This is a genomic window from Streptomyces sp. ATexAB-D23, assembly GCF_000373645.1.
Taxonomy (GTDB): domain Bacteria; phylum Actinomycetota; class Actinomycetes; order Streptomycetales; family Streptomycetaceae; genus Streptomyces; species Streptomyces castrisilvae.
In genome coordinates this window covers 216,300-238,535 of sequence record NZ_KB892004.1, presented here as the reverse complement: position 1 = coordinate 238,535, position 22,236 = coordinate 216,300, and the positions used below count along the sequence as shown (strand labels likewise).

Genomic DNA, 22,236 nt, shown 5'->3' with positions numbered 1-22,236 from the left:
CCAGGAACACGCCCACGTCTTCGGTGTCGGACATGGCGCCCCTCCCATGATGTTGAACGTGCCGGCCTCGGCATCGGTGTCGTGCTCGCGCATCCACGTTATGCAGACCTGCCATCCGCGAGCTGTCCGGCGTTGCACCGGACCGGATGGCGGCCGGACCTCTGATCAGCGTCTCCGACGGCACCTCCCGGACCCGGTGACACCACCCCCCAGGTCATCGACTTCGACAGGGGGCAACAGTCATGCCGGGCCCGGAGGCCAGCGGCCCTCTTGCAGGGCCGCGAAGAAGATAACGGGGCACGTGTGCGGTCACCGGGGCTGGGGGCCGAACCACACGGTGGTGGCGTTGCAGAACTCACGGATGCCGTGTCCGGCGAGCTCGCGCCCGTAGCCCGAGCGCTTCACGCCGCCGAAGGGCAGCGCGGGGTGCGAGGCGGTCATGCCGTTGAAGAAGACACCGCCCGCCTCCAGGTCGCGGACGCAGCGCTCGGTCTCCTCGGTGTCGCGGGTCCATACGTTGGAGCTGAGCCCGAACGGGGTGTCGTTGGCCAGCTCCACGGCCTCGTCCAGGCTGTCCACCCGGTAGAGGGAGGCGACGGGGCCGAAGGTCTCCTCGTGGTGGATACGCATGTCGGCGGTGATCCCGGCGAGCACGGTGGGGGCGTAGAACCAGCCGTTCTCCAGCCCGCCGCGCAGTCCCCCGGGCCGGCCGCCGCCGCACAGGGCGCTCGCCCCCCGGCGCACCGCGTCGTCCACCAGCTCCTCCAGATCGGCGCGGCCCCGCTCGCTGGCGAGCGGTCCGACGTCGGTGGACTCCTCCAGCGGGTCGCCGACGGTCAGGTCGCGCATGCCGACGGTGAAGCGTTCGGCGAACTCCTCGTACACGGCGGTGTGCACGATGAACCGCTTGGCGGCGATGCAGGACTGCCCGTTGTTCTGGGCGCGGGCGGTGACAGCGGTTCGGGCGGCCTTGGCGACGTCCGCCGAGGGCAGGACGAGATAGGGATCGCTGCCTCCGAGTTCCAGGACGGTGTGCTTGACCTCGTCGCCCGCGACGGAGGCGACGGAGCGTCCGGCCGGTTCGCTGCCGGTCAGGGTGGCGGCCACCACCCGGCGGTCGCGCAGGATGCCCTCGACGGCCTTGGAGCCCACCAGGAGGGTCTGGAAGCAGCCGGCCGGGAAGCCGGCGCGGCGGAACAGGTCGCCCAGGTACAGCGCGGTCTGCGGCACGTTCGACGCGTGCTTGAGCAGCCCCGTGTTGCCGGCCATGAGCGCGGGGGCGGCGAAGCGCACGACCTGCCAGAGCGGGAAGTTCCACGGCATCACGGCGAGCACCGGGCCCAGCGGCCGGTAGCGGACGAAGACGCGGGAGGCCCCGGAGTCCTCGACGTCGGCGGGCGCGGGGTGCTCGTCGGCGAGCAGTTCCTCGGCGTGCGCCGCGTACCAGCGCATCGCCTTGGCGCACTTCGCGGCCTCGGCGCGGGCGGCCGAGACCGGCTTGCCCATCTCCAGGGTCATGGTGCGCGCGATGTCCTGCTGATCCTCGTCGAGGAGGTCGGCGGCCCGGTCGAGCAGCCGGGCCCGTTCGGCGAATCCGGTGGTGCGGTACTCGCGGAAGGCGGCGTCGGCCGCAGTGAGCCGCCGCTCGATCTCGTCGGCTTCCAGCGCGTCGAACGTCCTGAGTGTCTCCCCGTTCGCGGGATTGACCGTCGCGATGGGCATGACTGTGGCCTCCTTGCCTCGGTATCTCGACCGTGCCGCGCCGCGCGCCGGGCCGCAACGCGGGCCGGGGCACACCGCGGCCCCGCCACCGCGTACCCGGCCGGAGCGGATCATGCGTACCGCGCGCACGCGATCCGCGCCGGGGGCCGCGGTGAGGGGGCCGGTGGGCGGCTCCGGGCCGGGCCCCGCCTCAGACCAGGGCGGGGGCGGCGTCGGAGGTGTGGACGTGGACGGTCTCGTCGCCGGCCGCCGGGACGGGTTCGGGAATCTCCGCGACCACGGCCGGCGGGCGGCGGGACTCGCGGACGCCGGGCAGCGGCGGCAGCGGGACCAGCTCGATGTGCTGCGGCTCCTGGGCGTACCGGGTGAACCAGACGACCTTGCCCTCGGCGGTCCGGCAGGTGCCCCAGCTGTCGCTGAGGGCCATGATCCGGCTCAGGCCGCCGCCCTCGTGGAGCAGGCGCGGCATCTCGGAACCGTTGTCGGCGACGGAGACCGTGAGGTGCCGTCCGGACCAGCGGAGTTCGACGACGCAGCGGTTGTCGTCACCGACATGCCGTTGGACATTGGTCAGCAGCTCCTCCACAGCACGGCACACGGGCCGGATGTGGAGTTCGAGACTCCAGTGGCGCAGGTGGGCGGCGACTATCCGTCGCAGCTGGTCCACACGGTCCGCGGAAACCTGGAGTTCGACCAGATAGTGCCGGTCGAGTGGAACGGTCATCGTCGAGGCTCCTCACATCGAGGCCCACGTTCTTCGCCCCGTTGAACCAACGACCCCCGAATACGAAGAGTGAGCAGATGTCTCTTCTGGGTCACTCCACAGGGTGACCCGGCTGGGCCGCTCGCGCAACACGTCGGGGCGCGCACCCCCGGTGACCGGCGCGTTCGCGCATCCGGGGGACGCTCGGCGGTCAGGGCAGCCGGGTGAGCACCCGGTCGGGGGTGAGCGGCAGGGTGCGCAGCCGGACGCCGGTGGCGTGCCGGAAGGCGTTGCCGATGGCCGCGGCGGCTCCGACGATGCCGATCTCGCCGATGCCCTTGCTGCCCATGGGGTTGAGGTGCGGGTCGTCCTCCTCGATCCAGTGCGCCTCGATGCCGGGCACGTCGGCGCAGGCGGGCACGTGGTAGGAGGCGAGGTCGCGTTCGGTGAAGTCGCCGAAGACCGGGTCCAGGGTGCTGCCCTCGGTGAGCGCCATGCCGATCCCCATGGTCATGCCCCCGATGAACTGGGAGCGTGCGGTACGGGAGTTGAGGATGCGGCCCGCCGCGAAGACGCCGAGCATGCGCCGCATCCGGACCTCTCCGGTGCGGGTGTCGACGGCGACCTCGGCGAAGTGCGCCCCGAAGGCGTGGCGGGCGTACGGGGATTCCTCGGCGGTCTCCTCGGTGGTGTCGGCGGTGACGGTCACTCCCCCGTCGGGCAGCGGCCCGCTGTGCGCGTCGAGCCGTTCGACGAGCGCGGAGGCCGCCCTGTGCACGGCCCAGCCCCAGGAGGCGGTCCCCGAGGAGCCGCCTGCCACCGGCCCGTCGGGCAGGTCGCTGTCGCCGATGTCGATCGTCAGGTTGTCCAGCGGGGTGCGCAGGACGTCCGCGGCGATCTGCGCGAGGACGGTACGGGCCCCGGTGCCGATGTCCGTCGCGTTGACCGCGACGCGGTAGGAGCCGTCGGTGGCGGCGTGCGCCGAGGCGTGGCAGGCGGCGGCGTAGACGGGGTACGTGGCGGAGGCGACGCCCGAACCGATCAGCAGGGCGCCCTCGCGGCGGGTGCCGGGGGCGGGGTCGCGCTCGTGCCAGCCGAAGCGTTCGGCGCCCTCGCGCAGACAGGCGGCCAGACCTCGGCTGCTGAAGGGCTTCCCGGAGTCGGGTTCGTCGGCGGGGTCGTTGCGCAGCCGCAGTTCGACGGGGTCGGTGCCGAGTTCCGCGGCGAGTTCGTCCATGGCGGATTCGAGGGCGTACATGCCGGGGGCCTCGCCCGGGGCGCGCATCCACGAGGGGGTCGGGACGTCCAGGGCGACGACCCGGTGCGTGGTGCGGCTGCTCGGTGAGCCGTACATGACGCGGGCCGGGACGGCGGCCTGCTCCACGAACTCCTTGATGGTGGAGGTGTGGGTGACGACCTCCTGGGCGAGAGCGGTGAGGGTTCCGTCGGGCCGTGCCCCGAGCCTGACGCGCTGCACGGTGGGCGCGCGGTGTCCGACGACCGCGGGCATCTGGCGCCGGGGCAGGGCGAGTTCGACGGGGCGCCCGGTGTGGAGCGCGGCCATCGCGGCGAGCACGGCCTGGGGGCGCGGGGTGCCCTTGGAGCCGAAGCCGCCGCCGACGTGTTGGGAGACGGCGGTGACCTGGTCCGTCCGCAGCCCGAACGCGGCGGCGAGGGTGTCGCGCACGGTGGTGGCACCCTGGCTGGAGTCGTACACGGTGAGATGGCCGTCGGGCGACCAGTGGGCGGTCGAGGCGTGCGGTTCCATCGGATGGTTGTGCAGGGCGCCGAGGGTGTAGGTGGCGTCGATGCGTACGGGGGACGCTTCGAAGGCCCGGTCGAAGTCGCCGCGTTCCCGGACGGCCGGATAGCCGCCGTTGGCGTTCTCCGGGGTGTAGAGGCCCGGGTGGTCCTCGGTCAGCACGACGTCGTGCGGGGCGGTCTCGTAAGTGATGTGCAGCGCCTGGGCGCCGGCGCGGGCGCTCGCCAGGGTGTCGGCCACGACGAGCGCGACGGGCCAGCCGCGGTGGGGCACCCGGTCGTTCTGGAGGACGGCGAGGATCGGGTCGTCCGGCTCCTGGATGCGGGGCGCGTTGTCATGGGTCAGGACGCTGTGGACGCCGGGCTGCGCGAGGGCGTCGACGGTACGGACGGCGGTGACCCGGCCGGCCGGCACGGCGGCGGGCACGGGCCAGGCGTACAGGCAGCCGGGCAGCCCGCGCTCGGCGGCGTAGCGCGCGGCGCCGGTGACCTTGTCCCGGCCCTCGCGGCGGACGACGGGGGCGCCCAGTGGCTGGGGGGCTTGGCTCATGGCGGGGGTCCTAGGGTCGGGCGGCGAGTTCGGCGAGGGCGTCGACGACGAGGTGGCGGGCGAGGCGGACCTTGAAGGCGTTGTCGCGCAGTGGGCGGGCCGCGGCGAGTTCGGCGTCGGCGGCCCGCAGGAAGGTGGCGTCGGTGGCGGGCGCGCCGTGCAGGATCCGCTCGGCGGTACGGGCCCGCCAGGGCCGGTGGGCGAGTCCGCCGAACGCCAGCGCCGCGTGCTCGATGTGCCCGTCGCGTACGCGCAGGACGGCGGCGACGGAGGCCAGGGCGAAGGCGTACGAGGCGCGGTCGCGGGCCTTGCGGTAGACGCTGACCGCGCCTTCGGGCGGGGGCGGCAGCAGCACCTCGGTGACGAGTTCGCCCGGCCGGACGACCGTGTCGGCGTCGGGGTTGTCGCCGGGCAGCCGGTGGAAGCCGGTCACCGCCACGGTCCGTTCGCCGTCCGGTCCGTGCAGGACGACGTCCGCGTCCAGGGCGGCCAGCGCCACGGCCATGTCGGAGGGGTGGGTGGCGACGCACTCCTCGGAGTGGCCGATGACGGCGAGGTCGCGGTGGGCGCCGTCGCGGGCGGGGCAGCCGGTGCCGGGTTCCCGTTTGTTGCAGGGCTTGGACGCGTCCTGGAAGTAGGTGCAGCGGGTGCGCTGGAGGAGGTTGCCGCCGGTGGTCGCGATGTTGCGCAGCTGCCCGGACGCGCCCGCGAGCAGGGCCTGGGACAGGACGGGGTAGCGGGTGCGCACGGCGGGGTGGGCGGCCAGGTCGCCGTTGCGCACGGTGGCGCCGACGCGCAGGCCGCCGTCGGCGGTGTCCGTGACGTGGTCCAGCGGCAGCCGGCTCACGTCCACGAGCATGCCGGGCGTCTCCACGCCGAGCTTCATCAGGTCGACCAGGTTGGTGCCGCCGCCCAGGAATCTGGCCCCGGGGTGGGCGGCGCACGCGCGGACCGCGTCGGTGACGGATGCGGCGCGCAGGTAGGCGAAGGGTTTCACAGCGCCACGTCCTCGATCGCCTCGACGATGCGGGGGTAGGCGCCGCACCGGCAGAGGTTGCCGCTCATCCGCTCGCGGATCTCCTCGGCGTCGAGCCGGGCCGGGGCGCCCACGGGGGCGTCGTGCGGGGTGACGTGGGAGGGAAAGCCCTGACCGGCCTCGGCGAGGACACCGGCTGCGGAGCAGATCTGGCCGGGTGTGCAGTAGCCGCACTGGAGCGCGTCACGGTCCAGGAACGCCTCCTGGAGGGGGTGCAGCCGGTCGCCGTCCGCCAGTCCCTCGATGGTGGTGATGCGGGAGCCTTCCTGGGTGATGGCCAGGAGCAGGCAGCTGTTGGCGCGCCTGCCGTCCACGAGGACCGTGCAGGCGCCGCACTGGCCGTGGTCGCAGCCCTTCTTCGCCCCGGTCAGGTCCAGGTGGTGGCGCAGGGCGTCCAGGAGGGTGGTGCGGTGGTCCAGGGTCAGGGTGCGTTCCGCGCCGTTGACGTGCAGGGTCAGGGTGGCGGAGGGGAGATCGCCGGGCGCCTGCGGTTGGCCGGCGCCGCCCTCCCACCCACTGGTCGGGTCCACGTGCGACACCTTTCAACGAGGTCACTTTGTCCGAGTTCTACCAGATGTGAACCGTCGTTCGGTGCGCTGCCGGGGCCGCCTGCGGGCGTTCGGCCTACTTGTTGTCCAGCCGAAGCCGGACCTCCTCCTCCTGGTCCCCCGAGACGGCGCCCACGACGCGGACCGCGAAGGCGTCGGCCAGGCCCTGCCGGAGCCGGTCCACGGCCTGGTAGCCGCCCTGCACCTCGGCCGTGACGGGAGCCGAGAGAGCGACCGAGCCCGAGACCGTCCGGGCCTCGGACACATCGACGGTGGCGGCCCACGCGGTGGGCCGCTTGTCCGCGACCTCGTGGGGGATGTCGGTCGAGGAGCGGTCGGTGGTGAAGGCGGCCCGCAGCACGTCGAAGACCGTACGCGCGTCGCCCTCCGGGCAGCCGCTGACGACCACCGACACCTCCTGGTCGTGGTGGTCCTCCGACGCCTGCTGCTGTGTGCTGTTCACCGCTGCTCCTTCCGAAGAGGGCAATGCCGTCACCTCCAGGCTCACCCCGCCGGCAGGCGGGTGCGACACGAGGGGCCGGACCACCCGTGCCCGGCGGCCGGGCGGGGCCGGACACGGAACGAAACATTTTCATCCTCATATCCACTTAAAACATGAATTCGATCTCCACTCCGAGTGACGTCTTCCTCCTGGGGTATCCGGCAAGCATGGACGTTTCGGATGGAGCCCTGAATTCCCTGGCAGTCACCCTCGCGGACGGACGCGGGGCGACCGGAGTCGTGATGGCCGTGATCGGCGTGCTCCTGGTGGCCATGCTGATCGGCGCCTTCTGGCTGGGCAAGCGACGGCACGACCAGGAGCTGCCCCCGCCCCGCCCGGACGAGCAGCCCGTCGGCCCGGACCACCGCAGCCACGTCGAGCAGGCCGACGTCCACGGCGACGACCACTTCCCGGCCGACGGCAGGGGCCTCTCGCCGTACGAGCTCGGCGAGAGCGGCAACGAGCCGATCCGGCACGAGGACGACGACAAGCGCGACTGACCCCGCCGGGGGTCCCGGGCACCGGCGGCCGGCCGCCCCGGCCCCGCGGCGGTGGCGCCGGGCGGCGGCCCCGCGTGTTGCGGGAGCGGCCGCCCGCGGTGAGGCTGGTGAGGGCCCCGAAGGCCCGGCACACCTGCCGCACTCCCGATGAAGGCAGTACGACCATGACCCCAAGCACCTCCGGCACGGCGCCCGCGCGCGCGGCTCTGACCGGGTCCGCTGCTCCTTGCTGGGTCAATCTCATGACCCGGGACCTGCGGTCCGCCCAGGAGTTCTACGGTCCGGTGATGGGCTGGTCCTTCCGGCCGGGCAGGCTCGGCCAGGAATTCTCGGTGGCCCGCCGCGGCGACGTCCCGGTCGCCGGCATCGGCGCCGTGGCCACCGCCTTCCGCGTCGCGGTCGCCTGGACCCCGTACTTCGCCGTCCGGGACGCCGATGTGGCCGCCGCCCGCATCCGGGAGCGCAGCGGCACGGTCGCGGTGGGGCCGCTGACGCTCGGCAAGGGGCGCGGCGCGCTGGCCGCCGACCGGGACGGGGCCGGCTTCGGCATCTGGGAGCGGACCGCGCCGGCGACGTCACCGCCCGCCCCGGACGACCATGCGCACGCCTGGCTGCGGCTGCGGACCCGGAGCGCCTTCGACGCCGCGATCTTCTACGGCGAGGTCCTGGACTGGGCGAGCGGCCGGCCCGGCGCCTGCGAGGTGGCGTACGCCAAGGACGAGGTCGTCGTGGAGTGCGGGGGGCGCCAGCTGGCCCGGATCGGTTCGGGCGCGGTCGAGGCGGCCCCGGACCCGCTGGTCCGCCCGCACTGGCAGGTGAACTTTCCCGTGGCCGACGTGGGCGTCACGATCGGGGCGGCGCGGGAGCACGGGGGCTCGCTCGTGGAGGAGCTGACCCGCGCCGAGGGCCGGGAGGCGACACTGACCGACCCGGACGGCGGACTGTTCACCGTCACGGACGTCCACCGCACCTCCGACGCCGGACCGGCCTGACAGACGCCTCAGGCGACGGGCAGCAACAGCTCGGGGCGGTCCCACATCACGGCGGGCGGCGTGGCCCGTACGGTGCCGGTCCGCCGCGCGCCCACCCGCAGGTAGAAGCCCTCCGCCGGGGGATGCGAGACGACTCGTACGCCGGGCAGCCCGCGGGCGGCCGCCTCCTGGCGCAGGTGGCCGATGAGGAGCCGTCCGGTTCCGGTGCCCTGCGCGTCGTCGGCGACGAAGAGGAGGTCCAGCTCGGGCGGGTCGAGGACCAGCGCGTAGAAACCGAGCACCCGCTGCGTGGCCTCCTGCACGGCCGCGAAGACCGCGTGCGTCTCGATGTAGTCGGGACCCACCCGGTATCCGGCGACCATCGGCGCGTACGGGCCTTCGTACGCCCGCGAGGACCGGACCAGGCGGGTCAGCCGCCTGGCGTCCCGCGCGGTCGCCCGCCGGATGCGGACCGGACCGCCGGGCTCGCCCCGGCGCGAAGGCGTAACGCTTGATCTCATGGAGCGAGTATTACGCATCCGCCGCCGGTCTCAGGAGGCGCGCGCCTCGCGCCACTCCTCGATCAGGGCCGCCACGTCGAACGGCCGGAGGTTGAGCAGCGGTCCGGGCGGCGGACGCCGGACAGCCTCGTGGATCTTCTCGTTCACCTCGGTCAGCACGCGGCGCACCTCGGCCTCCGTCCGGATCTTCGGCAGGCGGGCGAGCACGTCCTCGGCCTCCTTGCGCAGCGCCAGCGCCGGCGGGAGCACCGACACCCCTTCGCGCTGCATCTTCGCCTTGATCCACCACGCCTCGTCGTACGGGGCGCTCAGCGCTTCGAGGGGCTTTCCGAATCCCGGCAGCCGGGAGATGTCACCACGCTGTTCGGACTCCCGGATCTGGTGATCGACCCAGGATTCGAAGCTGACACCCGCGGGTTTGCGCTCTGTCACGTGTTTCGCCCCTCTCGGAATGCTCCTGCTGCGGCCCCTCAAGCCTACCGAGGCGCCCCGCGCGGCCCGTTCGGCGCGGGGCGGTGCCAGGGGCCGTGCCCGGCACGCGATACGAGGAACGCGCGCCGGGTGCGTCTCGAACGCGTTCACAGGGGTACACGGGCTTCACGCCCGGCCGGAACGGAAGCCGGGCAGCGAACCGAAAGGGATGGTGGGAGTGGAACACAGCGACTTGCGGACCGACTACCGCCGGGGGTGGTGACCATGACGGCCCTCGTGATCATCCTCGCGGTCGTCGTGGTGGTGGCCGCCGGACTGTTCCTCGCCTTCGGCCGGACGACCGGCGGGCACGGACTGCGGCGCCGCTTCGGGCCCGAGTACGAGCGTGCCGTCGCCCGGCACGACGGCGACACCAAGGCCGCCGAACACGAGCTGAGCGAACGGCTGAAGCGTCACCGCTCGCTGGACGAGCGCCCGTTGACGCCCGAGGAGCGGACCGAGTACACCGCACGGTGGGCGCGGGTCCAGGACCGGTTCGTCGACTCGCCGCAGCAGGCGGTGGCCGACGCCGACGCGCTCCTCGCGGAACTGGCCCGGGATCTGGGCTTCCCCGACGGCGAGGACTTCGGCGAGCAGAGCGACGCGCTCTCCGTCCACCACGCCGAACAGGTCGGCGGCTACCGGCGGGTCCACGCCGCCAGGCGGGGCGAGGGCGACACGGAGGAGATGAGGACGGCCCTGGTCGAGGCCCGCGGCCTCTTCGACGTCCTGGTATCGAACGGCACGGACGGCCCGGTCCGCCGGGACCCCCACCATGCGGAAGGAAGTGGCACGGCATGACGAAGGACACCGACCGCACACCGCGGACCCCCGCCGAGGCTCCCGGAGCGCCCACGAACCGCCCGGTCGTCCCACAACCGGCCGCCGGCACCGGAACGGGGGCCGCCCGCCCCTCGGACGAGGCCTCGGCCCGGCCCCCGCAGACGACGGCCCCCGCTCCCCCGGGCGCCGCAGACTCCGCGCGCACGGCGTCAGGCGCCCCGGCCGGTGAGACGGGGACGGACACCGGACACACGGCGGCCGGTCACGCACCGGACGGCGGCACCGCACCGCACGGCGCGCCCGACGCGGCGCGGCCCCTGATCGCGACCGGCGACCAGGACAAGCTGGCCCACCGCCTCCAGCAGGCGGTCACGGACTTCGTGGAGAGCCCGCACCGGGCGGTCGAGGAGGCCGAATCCACCTTCGACGCGGCCGTCATCGGCCTCACGGACGCGCTCCAGGAACGCCGCCGCACCCTGCACGTCACGGACGGGGACGGCTCGGACCCCGGATCCCGGACCGAGGAGCTGCGGGTCACCCTCCAGCACTACCGGGACATCACCGAACGACTGCTGAAGGTGTGAGGAGCCCGGCCGGCGCGAGACCCGGCACCCGCACACAGGACTCCGCCCCCGGCGCGCGCCGGGGGCGGAGTGCCGCGTGGTGCGGCCGCTACGGGCGGGCGTACACCACCAGTTCGCTGCGCAGGCGCCGCAGCGTGAGACCGCGGACGCGCAGGCAGTCGCGCACATAGCCGTCCAGCCCGCCCCAGCGCTCGTCCATGGCGTCCAGCGCCGTGTCGAGGTAGCGGGGGCGCACCTCGATGATCGCGGAGGCGATCTCCGGGTCGCCGCCCGCGTCGAGAAAGCCCTGTACGTACGGCCGGTAGGCGTCCCGCACCACCGGGTTCACCGCCAGGAACTCCTGCCGTACGACGTCCCGCGACGCGCCGAGGAGCAGGAGCAGGAGGGCGGCCGCCCAGCCCGCGCGGTCCTTGCCCGTCGTGCAGTGGAACAGCACCGGCCGGGCCGCGGTGTCGGCGGCGGTGTCGATGAAGGCGCGGTACGCGGCCGCGGCACCCGGTGAGAGCACCATCTGCCGGTAGGACTGGGCGAACATCTCCTCGGCCCTGCCGTTCCCGAGCAGCCGCTCCGCCTCGACCGGGTCGGCGAGCAGCGTGCGGAAGCGGGCGGGGGCCACGCCCGGGTTGCCCCCGAGCACATCGGCGACGAACAGCCGGGAACCGGGCGGGAGCGCGTCGGGGGCCGAGCCGCGCTCGTCCGCGCTGCGCAGGTCGACGACCGTACGGATACCGAGCGCGGCCACGGAGGCGGCGTCCACCGGGTCGAGCCCGCTCAGGCGTCCGGAGCGCAGCACCACGCCCCGCCGCACCTGCCGGCCGGGGCCCAGGGGGATGCCTCCCAGATCGCGCAGATTGAGGGCGGAAGCGGTCGGGACGGCCCTGACGGTTTGCACGATGGGTTTCCTCTTTTCCCGACACGAATCCGAAGGGAGGCTTCGGCTTGGCCGGATCAAAAGTCGCATGATGTCGGCAAATCGACAAAGTAAAACGCCGGGGATCATCGATCGGGCGCGCCGCGAGCGGGAAGGGGTGCACGGGCGCCGGTTGCCGTCCCGTTGTCCCGTTCACCCGGAGACGGCGTCGTCCCGTTCACCTGGAGACGGACTGGAGGCGGAACGGCGGGGCGATGGAGCGCCCCTGGGGCACGGACCGGTGCGCCGCCCTCATTCCGCCGGAGGCCCGGCCCTCCGCGCCTCGACGAGGTACTCCACTGGTCCCACAGCCACGGGCGTGTCCTCTCCGGATGGATGGATTGTCAGCAGCATAACTTCGGGCATTCAGCGCCGCACTACGACAAAGCGCCGCACGGCGAAGAGCCCGGCGGACGCGACCGTGCGTGAAGGATCAGGTGCTGTGAGGGAGGGCAAGGTCACAGGCCGACGCACTGCTGCACCCCCGGGACCTGCCCTAGCATCTGGGCCATGACGGTCCAGCCTGCTGACGGGCTTTCGCTGGCCGCCGGATTCCCTGACCCCGCCCATGAGCAGTGGCAGAGCCTCGTCGAGGGTGTGCTTCGCAAATCGGGCAAGGATGTCTCGGGACCGGCCGCCGAGAAAGCGCTGTCCACCACGGTGGAGGACGGGCTCATCACCCGGCCCCTCTACACCTCGCGCGACGACGCGCCCGATGCCGGTCTCCCCGGCTTCGCCCCCTTCACCCGCGGCAGCAAGCCCGAGGGGTCCACGACGGACGGCTGGGGGGTACGCCAGCGGCACGCGTACACAGATCCCGTCCGGCTGAACGAGGCTGTGCTGACGGACCTGGAGAACGGCGTCACCTCGCTGTGGCTGGCCGTCGGCGGCCCCGACGGCGTACCGGTGTCCGGTCTGGCCCGAGCCCTGGACGGCGTACTCCTCGATCTGGCGCCCATCGTTCTCGACGCGGGTGACGAACTGGACGCGGCGGCGACCGAGTTGCTGCGGCTCCACACGGAACGCGAGGTGCCGGCACCGCAGGTGCGGGGCAGCCTCGGCGCCGATCCGCTGGGGAGGGCCGCGCGCACCGGCACCGAGCCGGAGCTCGGGCGGGCGGTCCACTGGTCCCGGCGCTGCGCGCAGGAGTACCCGGGGCTGCGGGCGATCGTCGTGGACGCGATGCCGTACCACGAGGCGGGCGGTTCGGCTGCCCAGGAACTGGGCACTTCGCTGGCCACCGGCGTCGCGTATCTGCGGGCGCTGACCGATGCCGGGCTCGGCCTCGAAGAGGCTTGCGGACAGCTGGAGTTCCGGTACGCGGCCACCGCCGACCAGTTCCTGACGATCGCCAAGCTGCGCGCGGCGCGCCGGCTCTGGGCGCGGGTCGCCGAGGCCTGCGGGGCTCCCGGCGCGGGGGCCCAGCGGCAGCACGCGGTGACCTCGCCGGTGATGATGACCCGGCGCGACCCGTGGGTGAACATGCTGCGCACCACGCTGGCCGGTCTCGGCGCGGGCGTGGGCGGGGCCGACTCCGTGACCGTGCTGCCCTTCGATCACGCGCTGGGCCTGCCCGACGCGTTCGCCCGGCGTATCGCCCGCAACACCTCCACGATCCTGCTGGAGGAGTCGCATCTGGCCCGGGTCATCGACCCGGCGGGCGGGTCCTGGTACGTGGAGCGGCTGACCGACGAACTCGCGGGCGCGGCCTGGGCGTTCTTCCAGGAGATCGAGCGGGCGGGCGGTCAGGCGGCCGCCCTGGGCTCCGGGCTGGTCGCGGAGCGGATCGCGACGACCTGGGAGGCACGCGGCAAGGACCTGGCCCGCCGCAAGGAACCCATCACCGGCGTCAGCGAGTTCCCCTCGCTGAACGAGCGCCCGGTGGAGCGCGAGCCGCTGCCGTCGGCCCCCGTGGGCGGCGGGCTTCCCGTGGTCCGGCGCGACGAGGCGTTCGAGGCGCTGCGGGCCCGCTCGGACGCCCATCTGGCGGCGACCGGCGGCCGGCCGCGGGTGTTCATCGCGGCGCTCGGTCCGGCGGCGGCGCACACCGCGCGGGCCTCGTTCGCCGCGAATCTCTTCCAGGCCGGCGGCATCGAGCCCGTGCACGAGCCGGTGCGGGTGGACGCCTCCTCGGTGGCCGAGGCGTTCGCGGCCTCCGGCACCGACGTCGCGTGCCTGTGCTCCACCGACGCGCTCTACGCCGAACAGGCGGACGAGGTCGTCCGCGCACTGGTGGCGGCAGGTGCGCGGCGCGTGTACCTGGCGGGGCGGCCCGGCGAGTACCCCGGCGTCGACGCGTACGTCTTCGCCGGCTGCGACGCGGTGGCCGTGCTCTCTTCCCTTCTCGACCGTATGGGTGTGGCGTAATGCGGATCCCCGACTTCTCCGACATCGAGCTCGGTCCGGGCGGCGGCGCCGAGGTGACCGAGGACCAGTGGCGTGCCGCGGTCAAGGAGTCCTCCGGAAGCTCCGACGGCGACCTGCTGTGGGAGACCCCGGAGGGCATCGCGGTCAAGCCGCTGTACACCGGCCATGACCTGGAGGGGCTCGACTTCCTGAGTACGTACCCGGGTGTGGCGCCGTATCTGCGCGGCCCGTACCCGACGATGTACGTCAACCAGCCCTGGACGATCCGGCAGTACGCGGGCTTCTCCACCGCCGAGGAGTCCAACGCCTTCTACCGCCGCAATCTCGCGGCCGGGCAGAAGGGTCTGTCGGTCGCCTTCGACCTGCCCACGCACCGAGGCTACGACAGCGACCACCCGAGGGTGACGGGCGATGTCGGCATGGCCGGGGTGGCGATCGACTCGATCTACGACATGCGCCGGCTTTTCGACGGCATCCCGCTCGACAGGATGTCGGTGTCGATGACGATGAACGGCGCGGTGCTCCCCGTCCTCGCGCTGTACATCGTGGCCGCCGAAGAACAGGGCGTACCGCCNGANAAGCTGGCCGGGACCATTCAGAACGACATTCTGAAGGAGTTCATGGTCCGCAACACCTACATCTANCCGCCGAAGCCGTCGATGCGGATCATCTCCGACATCTTCTCGTTCACCTCGCAGAGGATGCCGCGCTACAACTCGATCTCCATCTCCGGCTACCACATCCAGGAGGCCGGGGCGACGGCCGATCTGGAGCTGGCCTACACCCTGGCCGACGGGGTCGAGTACATCCGCGCGGGCCGGGANGCNGGNCTGGACGTCGACGCGTTCGCACCNCGTCTGTCGTTCTTCTGGGCGATCGGCATGAACTTCTTCATGGAGATCGCCAAGCTGCGCGCCGCCCGGCTCCTCTGGGCCAAGCTCGTGCGACAGTTCGACCCGAAGAACGCCAAATCGCTCTCTCTGCGCACCCATTCGCAGACCTCCGGCTGGTCGCTGACCGCGCAGGACGTGTTCAACAACGTCACCAGGACCTGCGTGGANGCGATGGCNGCNACGCAGGGACACACCCAGTCGCTGCACACCAACGCCCTGGACGAGGCGCTGGCCCTGCCCACCGACTTCTCCGCCCGCATCGCCCGCAACACCCAGCTCCTCCTCCAGCAGGAATCCGGCACCAGCCGNGTCATCGACCCCTGGGGCGGAAGCGCCTACGTNGAGAAGCTGACGTACGACCTCGCACGNNGGGCATGGCAGCACATCGAGGAGGTCGAGGCCGCCGGCGGCATGGCCAAGGCCATCGACGCGGGCATCCCNAAGCTCCGCATCGAGGAGGCCGCCGCCCGCACCCAGGCCCGCATCGACTCCGGACGCCAGCCCGTCATCGGCGTCAACAAATACCGCGTCGAGACCGACGAACAGATCGACGTCCTCAAGGTCGACAACTCCTCCGTCCGCACCCAGCAGATCGAGAAGCTGCGCCGACTGCGCGAGGAACGCGACGAGCGGGCCTGCCAGGACGCGCTGCGCGCCCTGACGGACGCCGCCGGACGGGCTCCCGGCCCCGGTCTGGAAGGCAACCTCCTCGCCCTGGCCGTGGACGCGGCCCGTGCGATGGCGACGGTGGGCGAGATCTCGGACGCGCTGGAGAAGGTGTACGGCCGGCACGCGGGCCAGATCCGTACGATCTCCGGTGTGTACCGCAACGAGGCAGGGGAGTCGCCGTCCGTGGACCGGACCCGCGCGTTGGTCGACGCGTTCGAAGAGGCGGAGGGGCGGCGTCCGCGCATCCTGGTCGCCAAGATGGGCCAGGACGGGCACGACCGCGGTCAGAAGGTCATCTCCACCGCCTTCGCCGACCTGGGCTTCGACGTGGACGTCGGCCCGCTCTTCCAGACGCCGGGCGAGGTCGCCCGGCAGGCGGTCGAGGCGGACGTGCACATCGTGGGCGTCTCCTCCCTGGCCGCCGGCCACCTCACGCTCGTCCCCGCGCTCCGCGAGGAACTGGCCGCCGAGGGGCGCGAGGACATCATGATCGTGGTGGGCGGGGTCATCCCGCCGCAGGACATCGAGGCGCTGCGCGAGGCGGGTGCCGCCGCTGTGTTCCCGCCCGGGACGGTAATCCCAGAAGCGGCGCACGACCTGGTGACACGCCTCGGCTCCGCTCTCGGTCACGAGCTGTGAGCCGCTGACCCATGGCCCCCAGGATCGATCTCGACAGTTATGTGAAGGGGGTACTCGACGGGAAACGCGCGCACATCGCGCGCGCCATCACCCTCGTCGAGTCCACCCGCCCCGACCACCGGGCGCTGGCCCAGGAGTTGCTGCGCGAACTGCTGCCGCACTCGGGCAACGCCCGCCGCGTCGGCATCAGCGGCGTGCCCGGGGTCGGCAAGTCGACGTTCATCGACGCGCTCGGCACCATGCTCACCGGGCTCGGACACCGGGTCGCGGTGCTGGCCGTCGACCCGTCGTCCAGCCGTACCGGCGGCTCCATCCTGGGCGACAAGACCAGGATGGAGCGGCTCGCGGTGGACCCGGCCGCCTTCGTACGCCCCTCCCCCACCGCCGGCACCCTGGGCGGGGTGGCCAAGGCGACCCGCGAGTCCATCGTGGTCATGGAGGCGGCGGGGTACGACGTCGTGCTGGTGGAGACCGTCGGCGTCGGCCAGTCGGAGACGGCCGTCGCCAACATGGTCGACACCTTCCTGCTGCTCACCCTGGCGCGCACCGGTGACCAGTTGCAGGGCATCAAGAAGGGCGTGCTCGAACTGGCGGACGCCATCGCGGTGAACAAGGCCGACGGCCCGCACGAACGCGACGCGCGCGCCGCCGCCCGCGAACTCGCGGGCGCGCTGCGGCTGATGCACCCGGTGGACGCCGCGTGGACCCCGCCGGTCCTGACGTGCAGCGCCCGCGAGTCGAGCGGGCTCGACACCCTGTGGGAGCGGCTGGAACAGCACCGGGCGCTGCTGGAGTCGACCGGCCGGCTCGCGCAGAAGCGCAGCGAGCAGCAGGTCGACTGGACCTGGACGATGGTGCGGGACGAGCTGCTGGAGAGCCTGCGCGGGCACGCCGGGGTGCGTGCGCTGGCACCGGAGCTCGAACGGCGGGTGCGGGAGGGAACGCTGCCGGCGTCCCTGGCCGCGGAAGAGATCCTGGAGGCGTTCCGGGGGTCCGGTCCACCGTCCTGACCAGCCGGAACACCTGAACAGCCCAGCCGTCCGGCCCTCCGGGGCCGGACGGCTTTCGCGGTCCCGCCCGGTGGGCGTGGTACATTTCCATCGGTACTTGTGTACGTCTCGTTCCGCAGACGCCGGTGCCGGTTCATTTCTCTCACGCTGACGCGCCCTTCATTGCGACCGGCGATCCAGCTTCGTCACACCGTTTCCCCAGTCCGGTACGGACTCCTCGCACCGGGCTTTCCCGCCCGTCGTCCGGGGCGTGATCATCCGCCCCCGTCTCTGCCGGGCCCCTTCATTCGCATGTCCGCGAAAGGACCACCCGCATGACCACCACACTCGAACACCCCACCACCACCCGGCCCGCGACCCCCACGGCCGCCGCCGGCATCCTCGACGTCACGCACCAGGGGAACGGCGCCCTGCGCTCGCCCCAGGGGCACCCCGCCCCCCGCGACGTACAGGTCCCCTCGGCGCTCGTCCGCCGGTACGGCCTGCGCAAGGGCGACGTCGTCGAGGGCATGTGCGAACGCGCCCGCTCCCTGAGCTCCGTCGAACGCGTCAACGGCCTTCCCCCGCAGGCACTGCGGGGCCGCCCCCACTTCCGTGACCTCACCCCGCTCCACCCCCGGCAGCGGCTGCGTCTGGAGACGGCGGCCGGCAGCCCGGCGACACGCGTCGTCGACCTGGTCGCCCCGGTCGGCAAGGGGCAGCGCGGTCTGATCGTCGCGCCGCCCAGGACCGGCAAGACGGTCCTGCTCCAGCAGATCGCGGCCGCCGTCGCCGAGAACCACCCCGAGAGCCATCTGATGGTGGTCCTCCTGGACGAACGGCCCGAAGAGGTCACCGACATGCGCCGCTCGGTACGCGGCGAGGTCTACGCCTCCACGTTCGACCGCCCCGCCAAGGAGCACATCGCCCTCGCCGAACTCGCCCTCGCCCGCGCCGAGCGGCTGGTCGAGCAGGGCCGGGACGTCGTCCTGCTGCTCGATTCCCTCACCCGGCTCTGCCGGGCCCACAACAACGCGGCGGGCAGCGGCGGACGCACCCTCAGCGGCGGGGTGGACGCCGCGGCGCTGCTCGGCCCCAAGCGCCTCTTCGGGGCCGCCCGCCTCACCGAGGAGGCCGGGTCGCTGACCATCCTGGCCACCGCCCTCGTCGAGACCGGCTCCCGGGCCGACGAGTACTTCTTCGAGGAGCTGAAGGGCACCGGGAACATGGAGCTGCGGCTCGACCGCGCTCTGGCCGAGAAGCGCGTCCACCCGGCGGTCGACATCGCCGCATCGGGCACCCGCCGCGACGAACTCCTCGTACCGGCCGATGAGTTGGCCGCTGTGCGGGGGCTGCGGCGGGCCCTGCACAGCCGGGACGCGCAGACATCCCTGGAGACGCTGCTCGACCGCATCCGGCGCACCCCGGACAACGCCGCGTTCCTGCGGCTGATCCGCACCACCGTGCCGTCCGCCTGACCTGCGTCCGGGTCACATCCGGGCGTGCAGCGCGGCCGTGTGCTTGCGGACCTGCTCCGGGGTGAGATAGCTGTCGGTGTACTCGAAGTCCCGCAGCGTCGCCGGTTTGCGCATCTGGAACCCGGTGCGGACGAAGTCGTCGCCGGCCGAGGCGTTGATCAGCCAGTTCGCCATGACGCGGGCCTTGGCCACGTTGGTCCGCAACGCCGTCCAGTGGTAGCCGCGGGCCACGGCCTGGGCGCCGATCCCGTGCATCTCGATGCCGAGGGGCTTGGAGACGGCGTCCTTCCCGCCGAGGTCCACGACGAGCCCGAGGTCCTTGTGGACGTACGGCTGGAGCGGCCGGCCGCGGAGGGTCGCCAGGAGGTTGTCGGCGAGCTTGCGGCCCTGGCGCATGGCGTGCTGGGCGGTCGGCGGGCAGACCGCGCCGTCTCCCTTGACCAGGTCGGGCACGGCGGCCACGTCGCCGAGCGCGAACATGCCGTCGTAGCCGGGGAGCGTCATCTCGGGGGTCACGGCGAGCCGGCCCTTCACGGTCTCCGCGTCGAAGGTGCCGACCAGCGGGCTCGCCGTGACCCCGGCCGTCCAGATCAGCGTGCGGCACGGCAGCACCCGGCCGTCGGTGAACTTCACGGTGTCGGGCCCCGCCTCGGCGACGGACACGCCGAGCGACACCTCGATCCCCCGGTCGCGCAGCACCTTCAGGGCGCTGTTGCCGAGCTTGTCGCCCAGTTCGGGCATGAGCTTGGGCGCGATGTCGATCAGGTGCCACTTGATGAGCTTCGGGTCGAGGCGGGGGTAGTGCCTCAGCGCGTTGGTGGTGAGCCGCTGGAGGCAGGCCGCGGTCTCGGTGCCCGCGTACCCGCCGCCGACCACGACGAACTGGAGCCGTGAGGCCCGTTCCTCCTCGTCGTCGCTGGCGTCCGCGAGGTCGAGCTGCGCGATCACGTGGTCGCGTACGTAGGCCGCCTCCGCCAGCGTCTTCATGCCGCGGGCGTTGTCGAGGAGGCCGGGGATGTCGAAGGTGCGGGTGACGCTGCCGGGGCTCAGGACGAGGTGGTCGTACGGCTCGTCCACGATCTCGTCGGTGATCTTGCGGACCACGCACACCTTCGCCTTGGGGTCCACTCCGATGGCCCCGCCGGGAATGATGCGCGTGCGGTGACGGCTGCTGCGCCGCAGGGACACCGCGACGGACTGCGGCGTCAGCACACCGGAGGCCACCTGGGGCAGCAGCGGCAGGTAGAGCTGGTACGAGAACGGGGCGACAAGTGCGATGTCCGCTTCACCGGGCCGCATCCGCCGCTCCAGACGGCGCACGCACTCGACCCCGGCGAAACCGGCTCCGACAACGAGAATCCTGGGTCGTGCCACAGTGATCGTCCCTTCTGGGGGGTCTGCACGGTCGTCCGTTCGCCTGCCCCGTCACACGCGCCCGTCACCTCTCATCTTCACGACGAAGGTGGCGGTCCGCCCGCTGGGACGGCAGAACGGACGACCTCGCCCCTCATCTGGCCAGGTACGTCACCACACCGCAGGCACCGCCCGCCGCGCCCGCCCAGACCAGCGCGGTGGCGACGCAGCGGGCACGGAGCCTGCGGTAGCGCTCGCTGTACTCGCCGCGCAGTTGCGTGGCGCGGGCCGAGATCCGCGCCAGCATCAGCCGGGAATCCATGGTGCGCTCCGCCGTGTAGACCCGCTCCACGTCCTCGCGCTGGGCGGTGGTGAGCCAGGGCAGCTGGTCGGTGAAGCGGCGGGCGAGCCTGCGCGCCTGCTCGACCTCGGCGTTCCACAGCAGGTAGCCCTCCATCTGGGCCAGCCCCCGGGCGCTCTCGGTGTCCGGGCCGCTCGCCGCCCGATTCTCCTTGCGGCCGTCCCTGGCGCTCACGCCTGCTTGTCCCCCGGTGCCACCGTGACGGAGCGGCCGGGACGGGTGGCGGCCTCCTCCAGCTCACGCACGGCCGGATGGTGCAGGTCGAAGGCCGGGGACTCGGAGCGGATGCGGGGCAGGGTGACGAAGTTGTGGCGCGGCGGCGGGCAGGAGGTCGCCCACTCCAGCGAGCGGCCGTAGCCCCAGGGGTCGTCCGCCTCGATCTTCTTGCCGTACTTGGCGGTCTTCCAGACGTTGTAGAGGAAGGGCAGCATCGACAGGCCGAGCAGGAACGAGGAGATCGTCGAGATCGTGTTCAGCGCGGTGAAGCCGTCCGCGGCGAGGTAGTCCGCGTAACGCCGCGGCATGCCCTCGACGCCCAGCCAGTGCTGCACCAGGAACGTGCCGTGGAACCCCGCGAACAGCGTCCAGAAGGTGATCTTCCCGAGCCGCTCGTCCAGCATCTTGCCGGTGAACTTCGGCCACCAGAAGTGGAACCCGGCGAACATCGCGAACACCACGGTGCCGAAGACGACGTAGTGGAAGTGCGCGACCACGAAGTACGAGTCCGAGACCTGGAAGTCCATCGGCGGCGACGCGAGGAGCACTCCGGTCAGTCCGCCGAAGAGGAACGTCACGAGGAAGCCGATGGACCAGAGCATCGGTGTCTCGAAGGACAACGAGCCCTTCCACATCGTGCCGATCCAGTTGAAGAACTTCACCCCGGTGGGCACCGCGATGAGGAACGACATGAACGAGAAGAACGGCAGCAGCACCGCGCCGGTGACGAACATGTGGTGCGCCCACACGGTGATCGAGAGGCCGGCGATGGAGATCGTCGCGGCCACCAGGCCGATGTAGCCGAAGATCGGCTTGCGGCTGAAGACCGGGATGATCTCGGAGACGATGCCGAAGAACGGCAGGGCGATGATGTACACCTCGGGATGGCCGAAGAACCAGAAGAGGTGCTGCCAGAGCAGCGCACCACCGTTGGCGGCGTCGAAGACGTGTGCGCCGAACTTGCGGTCCGCCTCCAGCGCCAGGAGTGCCGCGGCGAGCACCGGGAAGGCCAGTAGGACCAGCAGGGCGGTCAGCAGGACGTTCCAGGTGAAGATCGGCATGCGGAACATCGTCATGCCGGGGGCGCGCATGCAGATGATCGTGGTGATGAAGTTGACCGAGCCGAGGATCGTGCCGAAGCCGGAGAAGGCCAGACCCATGATCCACAGGTCACCGCCGATCCCGGGCGAGCGGACCGCGTCGGTCAGCGGCGAGTAGGCGAACCAGCCGAAGTCGGCGGCGCCGTTCGGGGTGAGGAAGCCGGCCACCGCGATGAGCGAGCCGAAGAGGTAGAGCCAGTAGGCCAGCATGTTCAGCCGCGGGAACGCCACGTCGGGCGCGCCGATCTGCAGCGGCATGATCCAGTTCGCGAATCCGGAGAACAGCGGCGTCGCGAACATCAGCAGCATGATCGTGCCGTGCATCGTGAACGCCTGGTTGAACTGCTCGTTCGACATGATCTGCATGCCGGGACGGGCCAGCTCGGCGCGCATGAACAGCGCGAGCAGCCCGCCGCCGAGGAAGAACGCGAACGAGGTGACCAGGTAGAGCGAGCCGATCGTCTTGTGGTCGGTGGTGGTCGCCCACTTGATGACGACGTTGCCGGGCTCCCTGCTGTGCACCGGTAGCTCGTTGGCGTACGACTCCTCGTCCTCCGCCGTACCTGCTGTGCCCGTCGTCGTCAAGGCCCGCTCCTTCGATCCGGTCAG

The 22,236-nt window shown here is 72.2% G+C and carries 20 protein-coding genes; 8 read left to right on the top strand and 12 right to left on the bottom strand.

The window, feature by feature from the left end; all coding sequences use genetic code 11:
• Positions 1-309 precede the first annotated feature (309 nt).
• The 6 genes from B082_RS0106870 to B082_RS0106845 form a co-directional block, all read right to left on the bottom strand.
• Complete coding sequence (locus B082_RS0106870; protein ID WP_018551075.1) at positions 310-1,722, bottom strand: NADP-dependent succinic semialdehyde dehydrogenase; 1,413 nt, start codon at positions 1,720-1,722, stop codon at positions 310-312.
• 190 nt (positions 1,723-1,912) lie between these two features.
• Positions 1,913-2,446, bottom strand: coding sequence for an ATP-binding protein (locus tag B082_RS0106865; protein ID WP_018551074.1), 534 nt, complete (start codon positions 2,444-2,446; stop codon positions 1,913-1,915).
• Positions 2,447-2,636: 190 nt separating this feature from the next.
• Positions 2,637-4,736 (bottom strand): xanthine dehydrogenase family protein molybdopterin-binding subunit, encoded by a 2,100-nt coding sequence (locus B082_RS0106860; RefSeq protein WP_018551073.1) that lies wholly within the window; start codon positions 4,734-4,736, stop codon positions 2,637-2,639.
• 10 nt (positions 4,737-4,746) lie between these two features.
• On the bottom strand, positions 4,747-5,733 hold the full coding sequence (locus B082_RS0106855) for an FAD binding domain-containing protein (protein ID WP_018551072.1): 987 nt from the start codon (positions 5,731-5,733) through the stop codon (positions 4,747-4,749).
• Positions 5,730-6,302: a 2Fe-2S iron-sulfur cluster-binding protein gene (locus B082_RS0106850; protein ID WP_018551071.1), complete on the bottom strand. Its 573-nt coding sequence runs from the start codon at positions 6,300-6,302 to the stop codon at positions 5,730-5,732. The genes B082_RS0106855 and B082_RS0106850 overlap by 4 nt, the downstream gene beginning before the upstream one ends.
• 94 nt (positions 6,303-6,396) lie before the next feature.
• On the bottom strand, positions 6,397-6,783 hold the full coding sequence (locus B082_RS0106845) for a hypothetical protein (RefSeq protein WP_018551070.1): 387 nt from the start codon (positions 6,781-6,783) through the stop codon (positions 6,397-6,399).
• A gap of 206 nt (positions 6,784-6,989) precedes the next feature.
• Between B082_RS0106845 and B082_RS0106840 the strand changes: the two genes are divergently transcribed.
• Together B082_RS0106840 and B082_RS0106835 are read left to right on the top strand one after the other, a co-directional pair.
• Positions 6,990-7,322 (top strand): DUF6479 family protein, encoded by a 333-nt coding sequence (locus B082_RS0106840; protein WP_026249504.1) that lies wholly within the window; start codon positions 6,990-6,992, stop codon positions 7,320-7,322.
• 164 nt (positions 7,323-7,486) lie between these two features.
• The gene (locus tag B082_RS0106835; RefSeq protein WP_026249503.1) at positions 7,487-8,314 is read left to right on the top strand and encodes a VOC family protein; all 828 of its coding nucleotides are present in this window, start codon (positions 7,487-7,489) and stop codon (positions 8,312-8,314) included.
• Positions 8,315-8,322: 8 nt separating this feature from the next.
• Here B082_RS0106835 and B082_RS0106830 read toward each other — a convergent pair whose 3' ends face one another.
• Both B082_RS0106830 and B082_RS0106825 read right to left on the bottom strand, forming a co-directional pair.
• Complete coding sequence (locus tag B082_RS0106830; protein ID WP_078622509.1) at positions 8,323-8,814, bottom strand: GNAT family N-acetyltransferase; 492 nt, start codon at positions 8,812-8,814, stop codon at positions 8,323-8,325.
• Positions 8,815-8,844: 30 nt separating this feature from the next.
• Positions 8,845-9,246 carry a DUF1992 domain-containing protein gene (locus tag B082_RS0106825; RefSeq protein WP_018551066.1) on the bottom strand — a complete coding sequence of 134 codons (402 nt, stop codon included), beginning with the start codon at positions 9,244-9,246 and terminating at the stop codon, positions 8,845-8,847.
• A gap of 255 nt (positions 9,247-9,501) precedes the next feature.
• Between B082_RS0106825 and B082_RS0106820 the strand changes: the two genes are divergently transcribed.
• Positions 9,502-10,086 carry a hypothetical protein gene (locus B082_RS0106820; protein ID WP_018551065.1) on the top strand — a complete coding sequence of 195 codons (585 nt, stop codon included), beginning with the start codon at positions 9,502-9,504 and terminating at the stop codon, positions 10,084-10,086.
• The gene (locus tag B082_RS0106815; RefSeq protein WP_018551064.1) at positions 10,083-10,652 is read left to right on the top strand and encodes a hypothetical protein; all 570 of its coding nucleotides are present in this window, start codon (positions 10,083-10,085) and stop codon (positions 10,650-10,652) included. The genes B082_RS0106820 and B082_RS0106815 overlap by 4 nt, the downstream gene beginning before the upstream one ends.
• 88 nt (positions 10,653-10,740) lie before the next feature.
• Here the strand turns inward: B082_RS0106815 and B082_RS0106810 are convergent, their stop codons facing one another.
• Positions 10,741-11,544 carry a tyrosine-protein phosphatase gene (locus tag B082_RS0106810; protein WP_018551063.1) on the bottom strand — a complete coding sequence of 268 codons (804 nt, stop codon included), beginning with the start codon at positions 11,542-11,544 and terminating at the stop codon, positions 10,741-10,743.
• 528 nt (positions 11,545-12,072) lie between these two features.
• Here B082_RS0106810 and mutA point away from each other — a divergent pair.
• The 4 genes from mutA to rho all read left to right on the top strand — a co-directional run bounded on the left by mutA (position 12,073) and on the right by rho (position 18,597).
• A complete protein-coding gene (gene mutA / locus B082_RS0106805; protein ID WP_026249501.1) occupies positions 12,073-13,929 on the top strand; it encodes a methylmalonyl-CoA mutase small subunit in 1,857 nt (618 codons plus the stop codon).
• Positions 13,929-16,130, top strand: coding sequence for a methylmalonyl-CoA mutase (gene scpA / locus B082_RS0106800; protein WP_018551061.1), 2,202 nt, complete (start codon positions 13,929-13,931; stop codon positions 16,128-16,130). Before mutA ends, scpA begins: the two co-directional genes overlap by 1 nt.
• 11 nt (positions 16,131-16,141) lie before the next feature.
• Positions 16,142-17,140 (top strand): methylmalonyl Co-A mutase-associated GTPase MeaB, encoded by a 999-nt coding sequence (gene meaB, locus B082_RS0106795; RefSeq protein WP_026249500.1) that lies wholly within the window; start codon positions 16,142-16,144, stop codon positions 17,138-17,140.
• Positions 17,141-17,454: 314 nt separating this feature from the next.
• Positions 17,455-18,597: a transcription termination factor Rho gene (gene rho, locus B082_RS0106790; RefSeq protein ID WP_018551059.1), complete on the top strand. Its 1,143-nt coding sequence runs from the start codon at positions 17,455-17,457 to the stop codon at positions 18,595-18,597.
• 12 nt (positions 18,598-18,609) lie between these two features.
• Here the strand turns inward: rho and B082_RS0106785 are convergent, their stop codons facing one another.
• From B082_RS0106785 to ctaD, 3 genes are all read right to left on the bottom strand, one after another.
• A complete protein-coding gene (locus B082_RS0106785; RefSeq protein WP_026249499.1) occupies positions 18,610-19,971 on the bottom strand; it encodes an NAD(P)/FAD-dependent oxidoreductase in 1,362 nt (453 codons plus the stop codon).
• 133 nt (positions 19,972-20,104) lie between these two features.
• Entirely contained in the window at positions 20,105-20,407 is a 303-nt protein-coding gene (locus B082_RS0106780; RefSeq protein ID WP_051094592.1) for a hypothetical protein, read from the bottom strand.
• 74 nt (positions 20,408-20,481) lie between these two features.
• Positions 20,482-22,212, bottom strand: coding sequence for a cytochrome c oxidase subunit I (ctaD, locus tag B082_RS0106775; RefSeq protein ID WP_018551056.1), 1,731 nt, complete (start codon positions 22,210-22,212; stop codon positions 20,482-20,484).
• Between the last annotated feature and the right edge of the window lie 24 nt (positions 22,213-22,236).

What these genes read in the sequence shown, in the direction of transcription:
- mutA (WP_026249501.1), top strand. Translation starts at nt 12,073, where the DNA reads ATGACGGTCCAGCCTGCTGACGGGCTTTCGCTGGCCGCCGGATTCCCT.
- meaB (WP_026249500.1), top strand. Translation starts at nt 16,142, where the DNA reads ATGGCCCCCAGGATCGATCTCGACAGTTATGTGAAGGGGGTACTCGAC.
- B082_RS0106780 (WP_051094592.1), bottom strand. Translation starts at nt 20,407, where the DNA reads ATGGAGGGCTACCTGCTGTGGAACGCCGAGGTCGAGCAGGCGCGCAGG.
- B082_RS0106830 (WP_078622509.1), bottom strand. Translation starts at nt 8,814, where the DNA reads ATGAGATCAAGCGTTACGCCTTCGCGCCGGGGCGAGCCCGGCGGTCCG.
- B082_RS0106835 (WP_026249503.1), top strand. Translation starts at nt 7,487, where the DNA reads ATGACCCCAAGCACCTCCGGCACGGCGCCCGCGCGCGCGGCTCTGACC.
- rho (WP_018551059.1), top strand. Translation starts at nt 17,455, where the DNA reads ATGACCACCACACTCGAACACCCCACCACCACCCGGCCCGCGACCCCC.
- B082_RS0106815 (WP_018551064.1), top strand. Translation starts at nt 10,083, where the DNA reads ATGACGAAGGACACCGACCGCACACCGCGGACCCCCGCCGAGGCTCCC.
- B082_RS0106870 (WP_018551075.1), bottom strand. Translation starts at nt 1,722, where the DNA reads ATGCCCATCGCGACGGTCAATCCCGCGAACGGGGAGACACTCAGGACG.
- B082_RS0106860 (WP_018551073.1), bottom strand. Translation starts at nt 4,736, where the DNA reads ATGAGCCAAGCCCCCCAGCCACTGGGCGCCCCCGTCGTCCGCCGCGAG.
- B082_RS0106865 (WP_018551074.1), bottom strand. Translation starts at nt 2,446, where the DNA reads ATGACCGTTCCACTCGACCGGCACTATCTGGTCGAACTCCAGGTTTCC.
- B082_RS0106840 (WP_026249504.1), top strand. Translation starts at nt 6,990, where the DNA reads ATGGACGTTTCGGATGGAGCCCTGAATTCCCTGGCAGTCACCCTCGCG.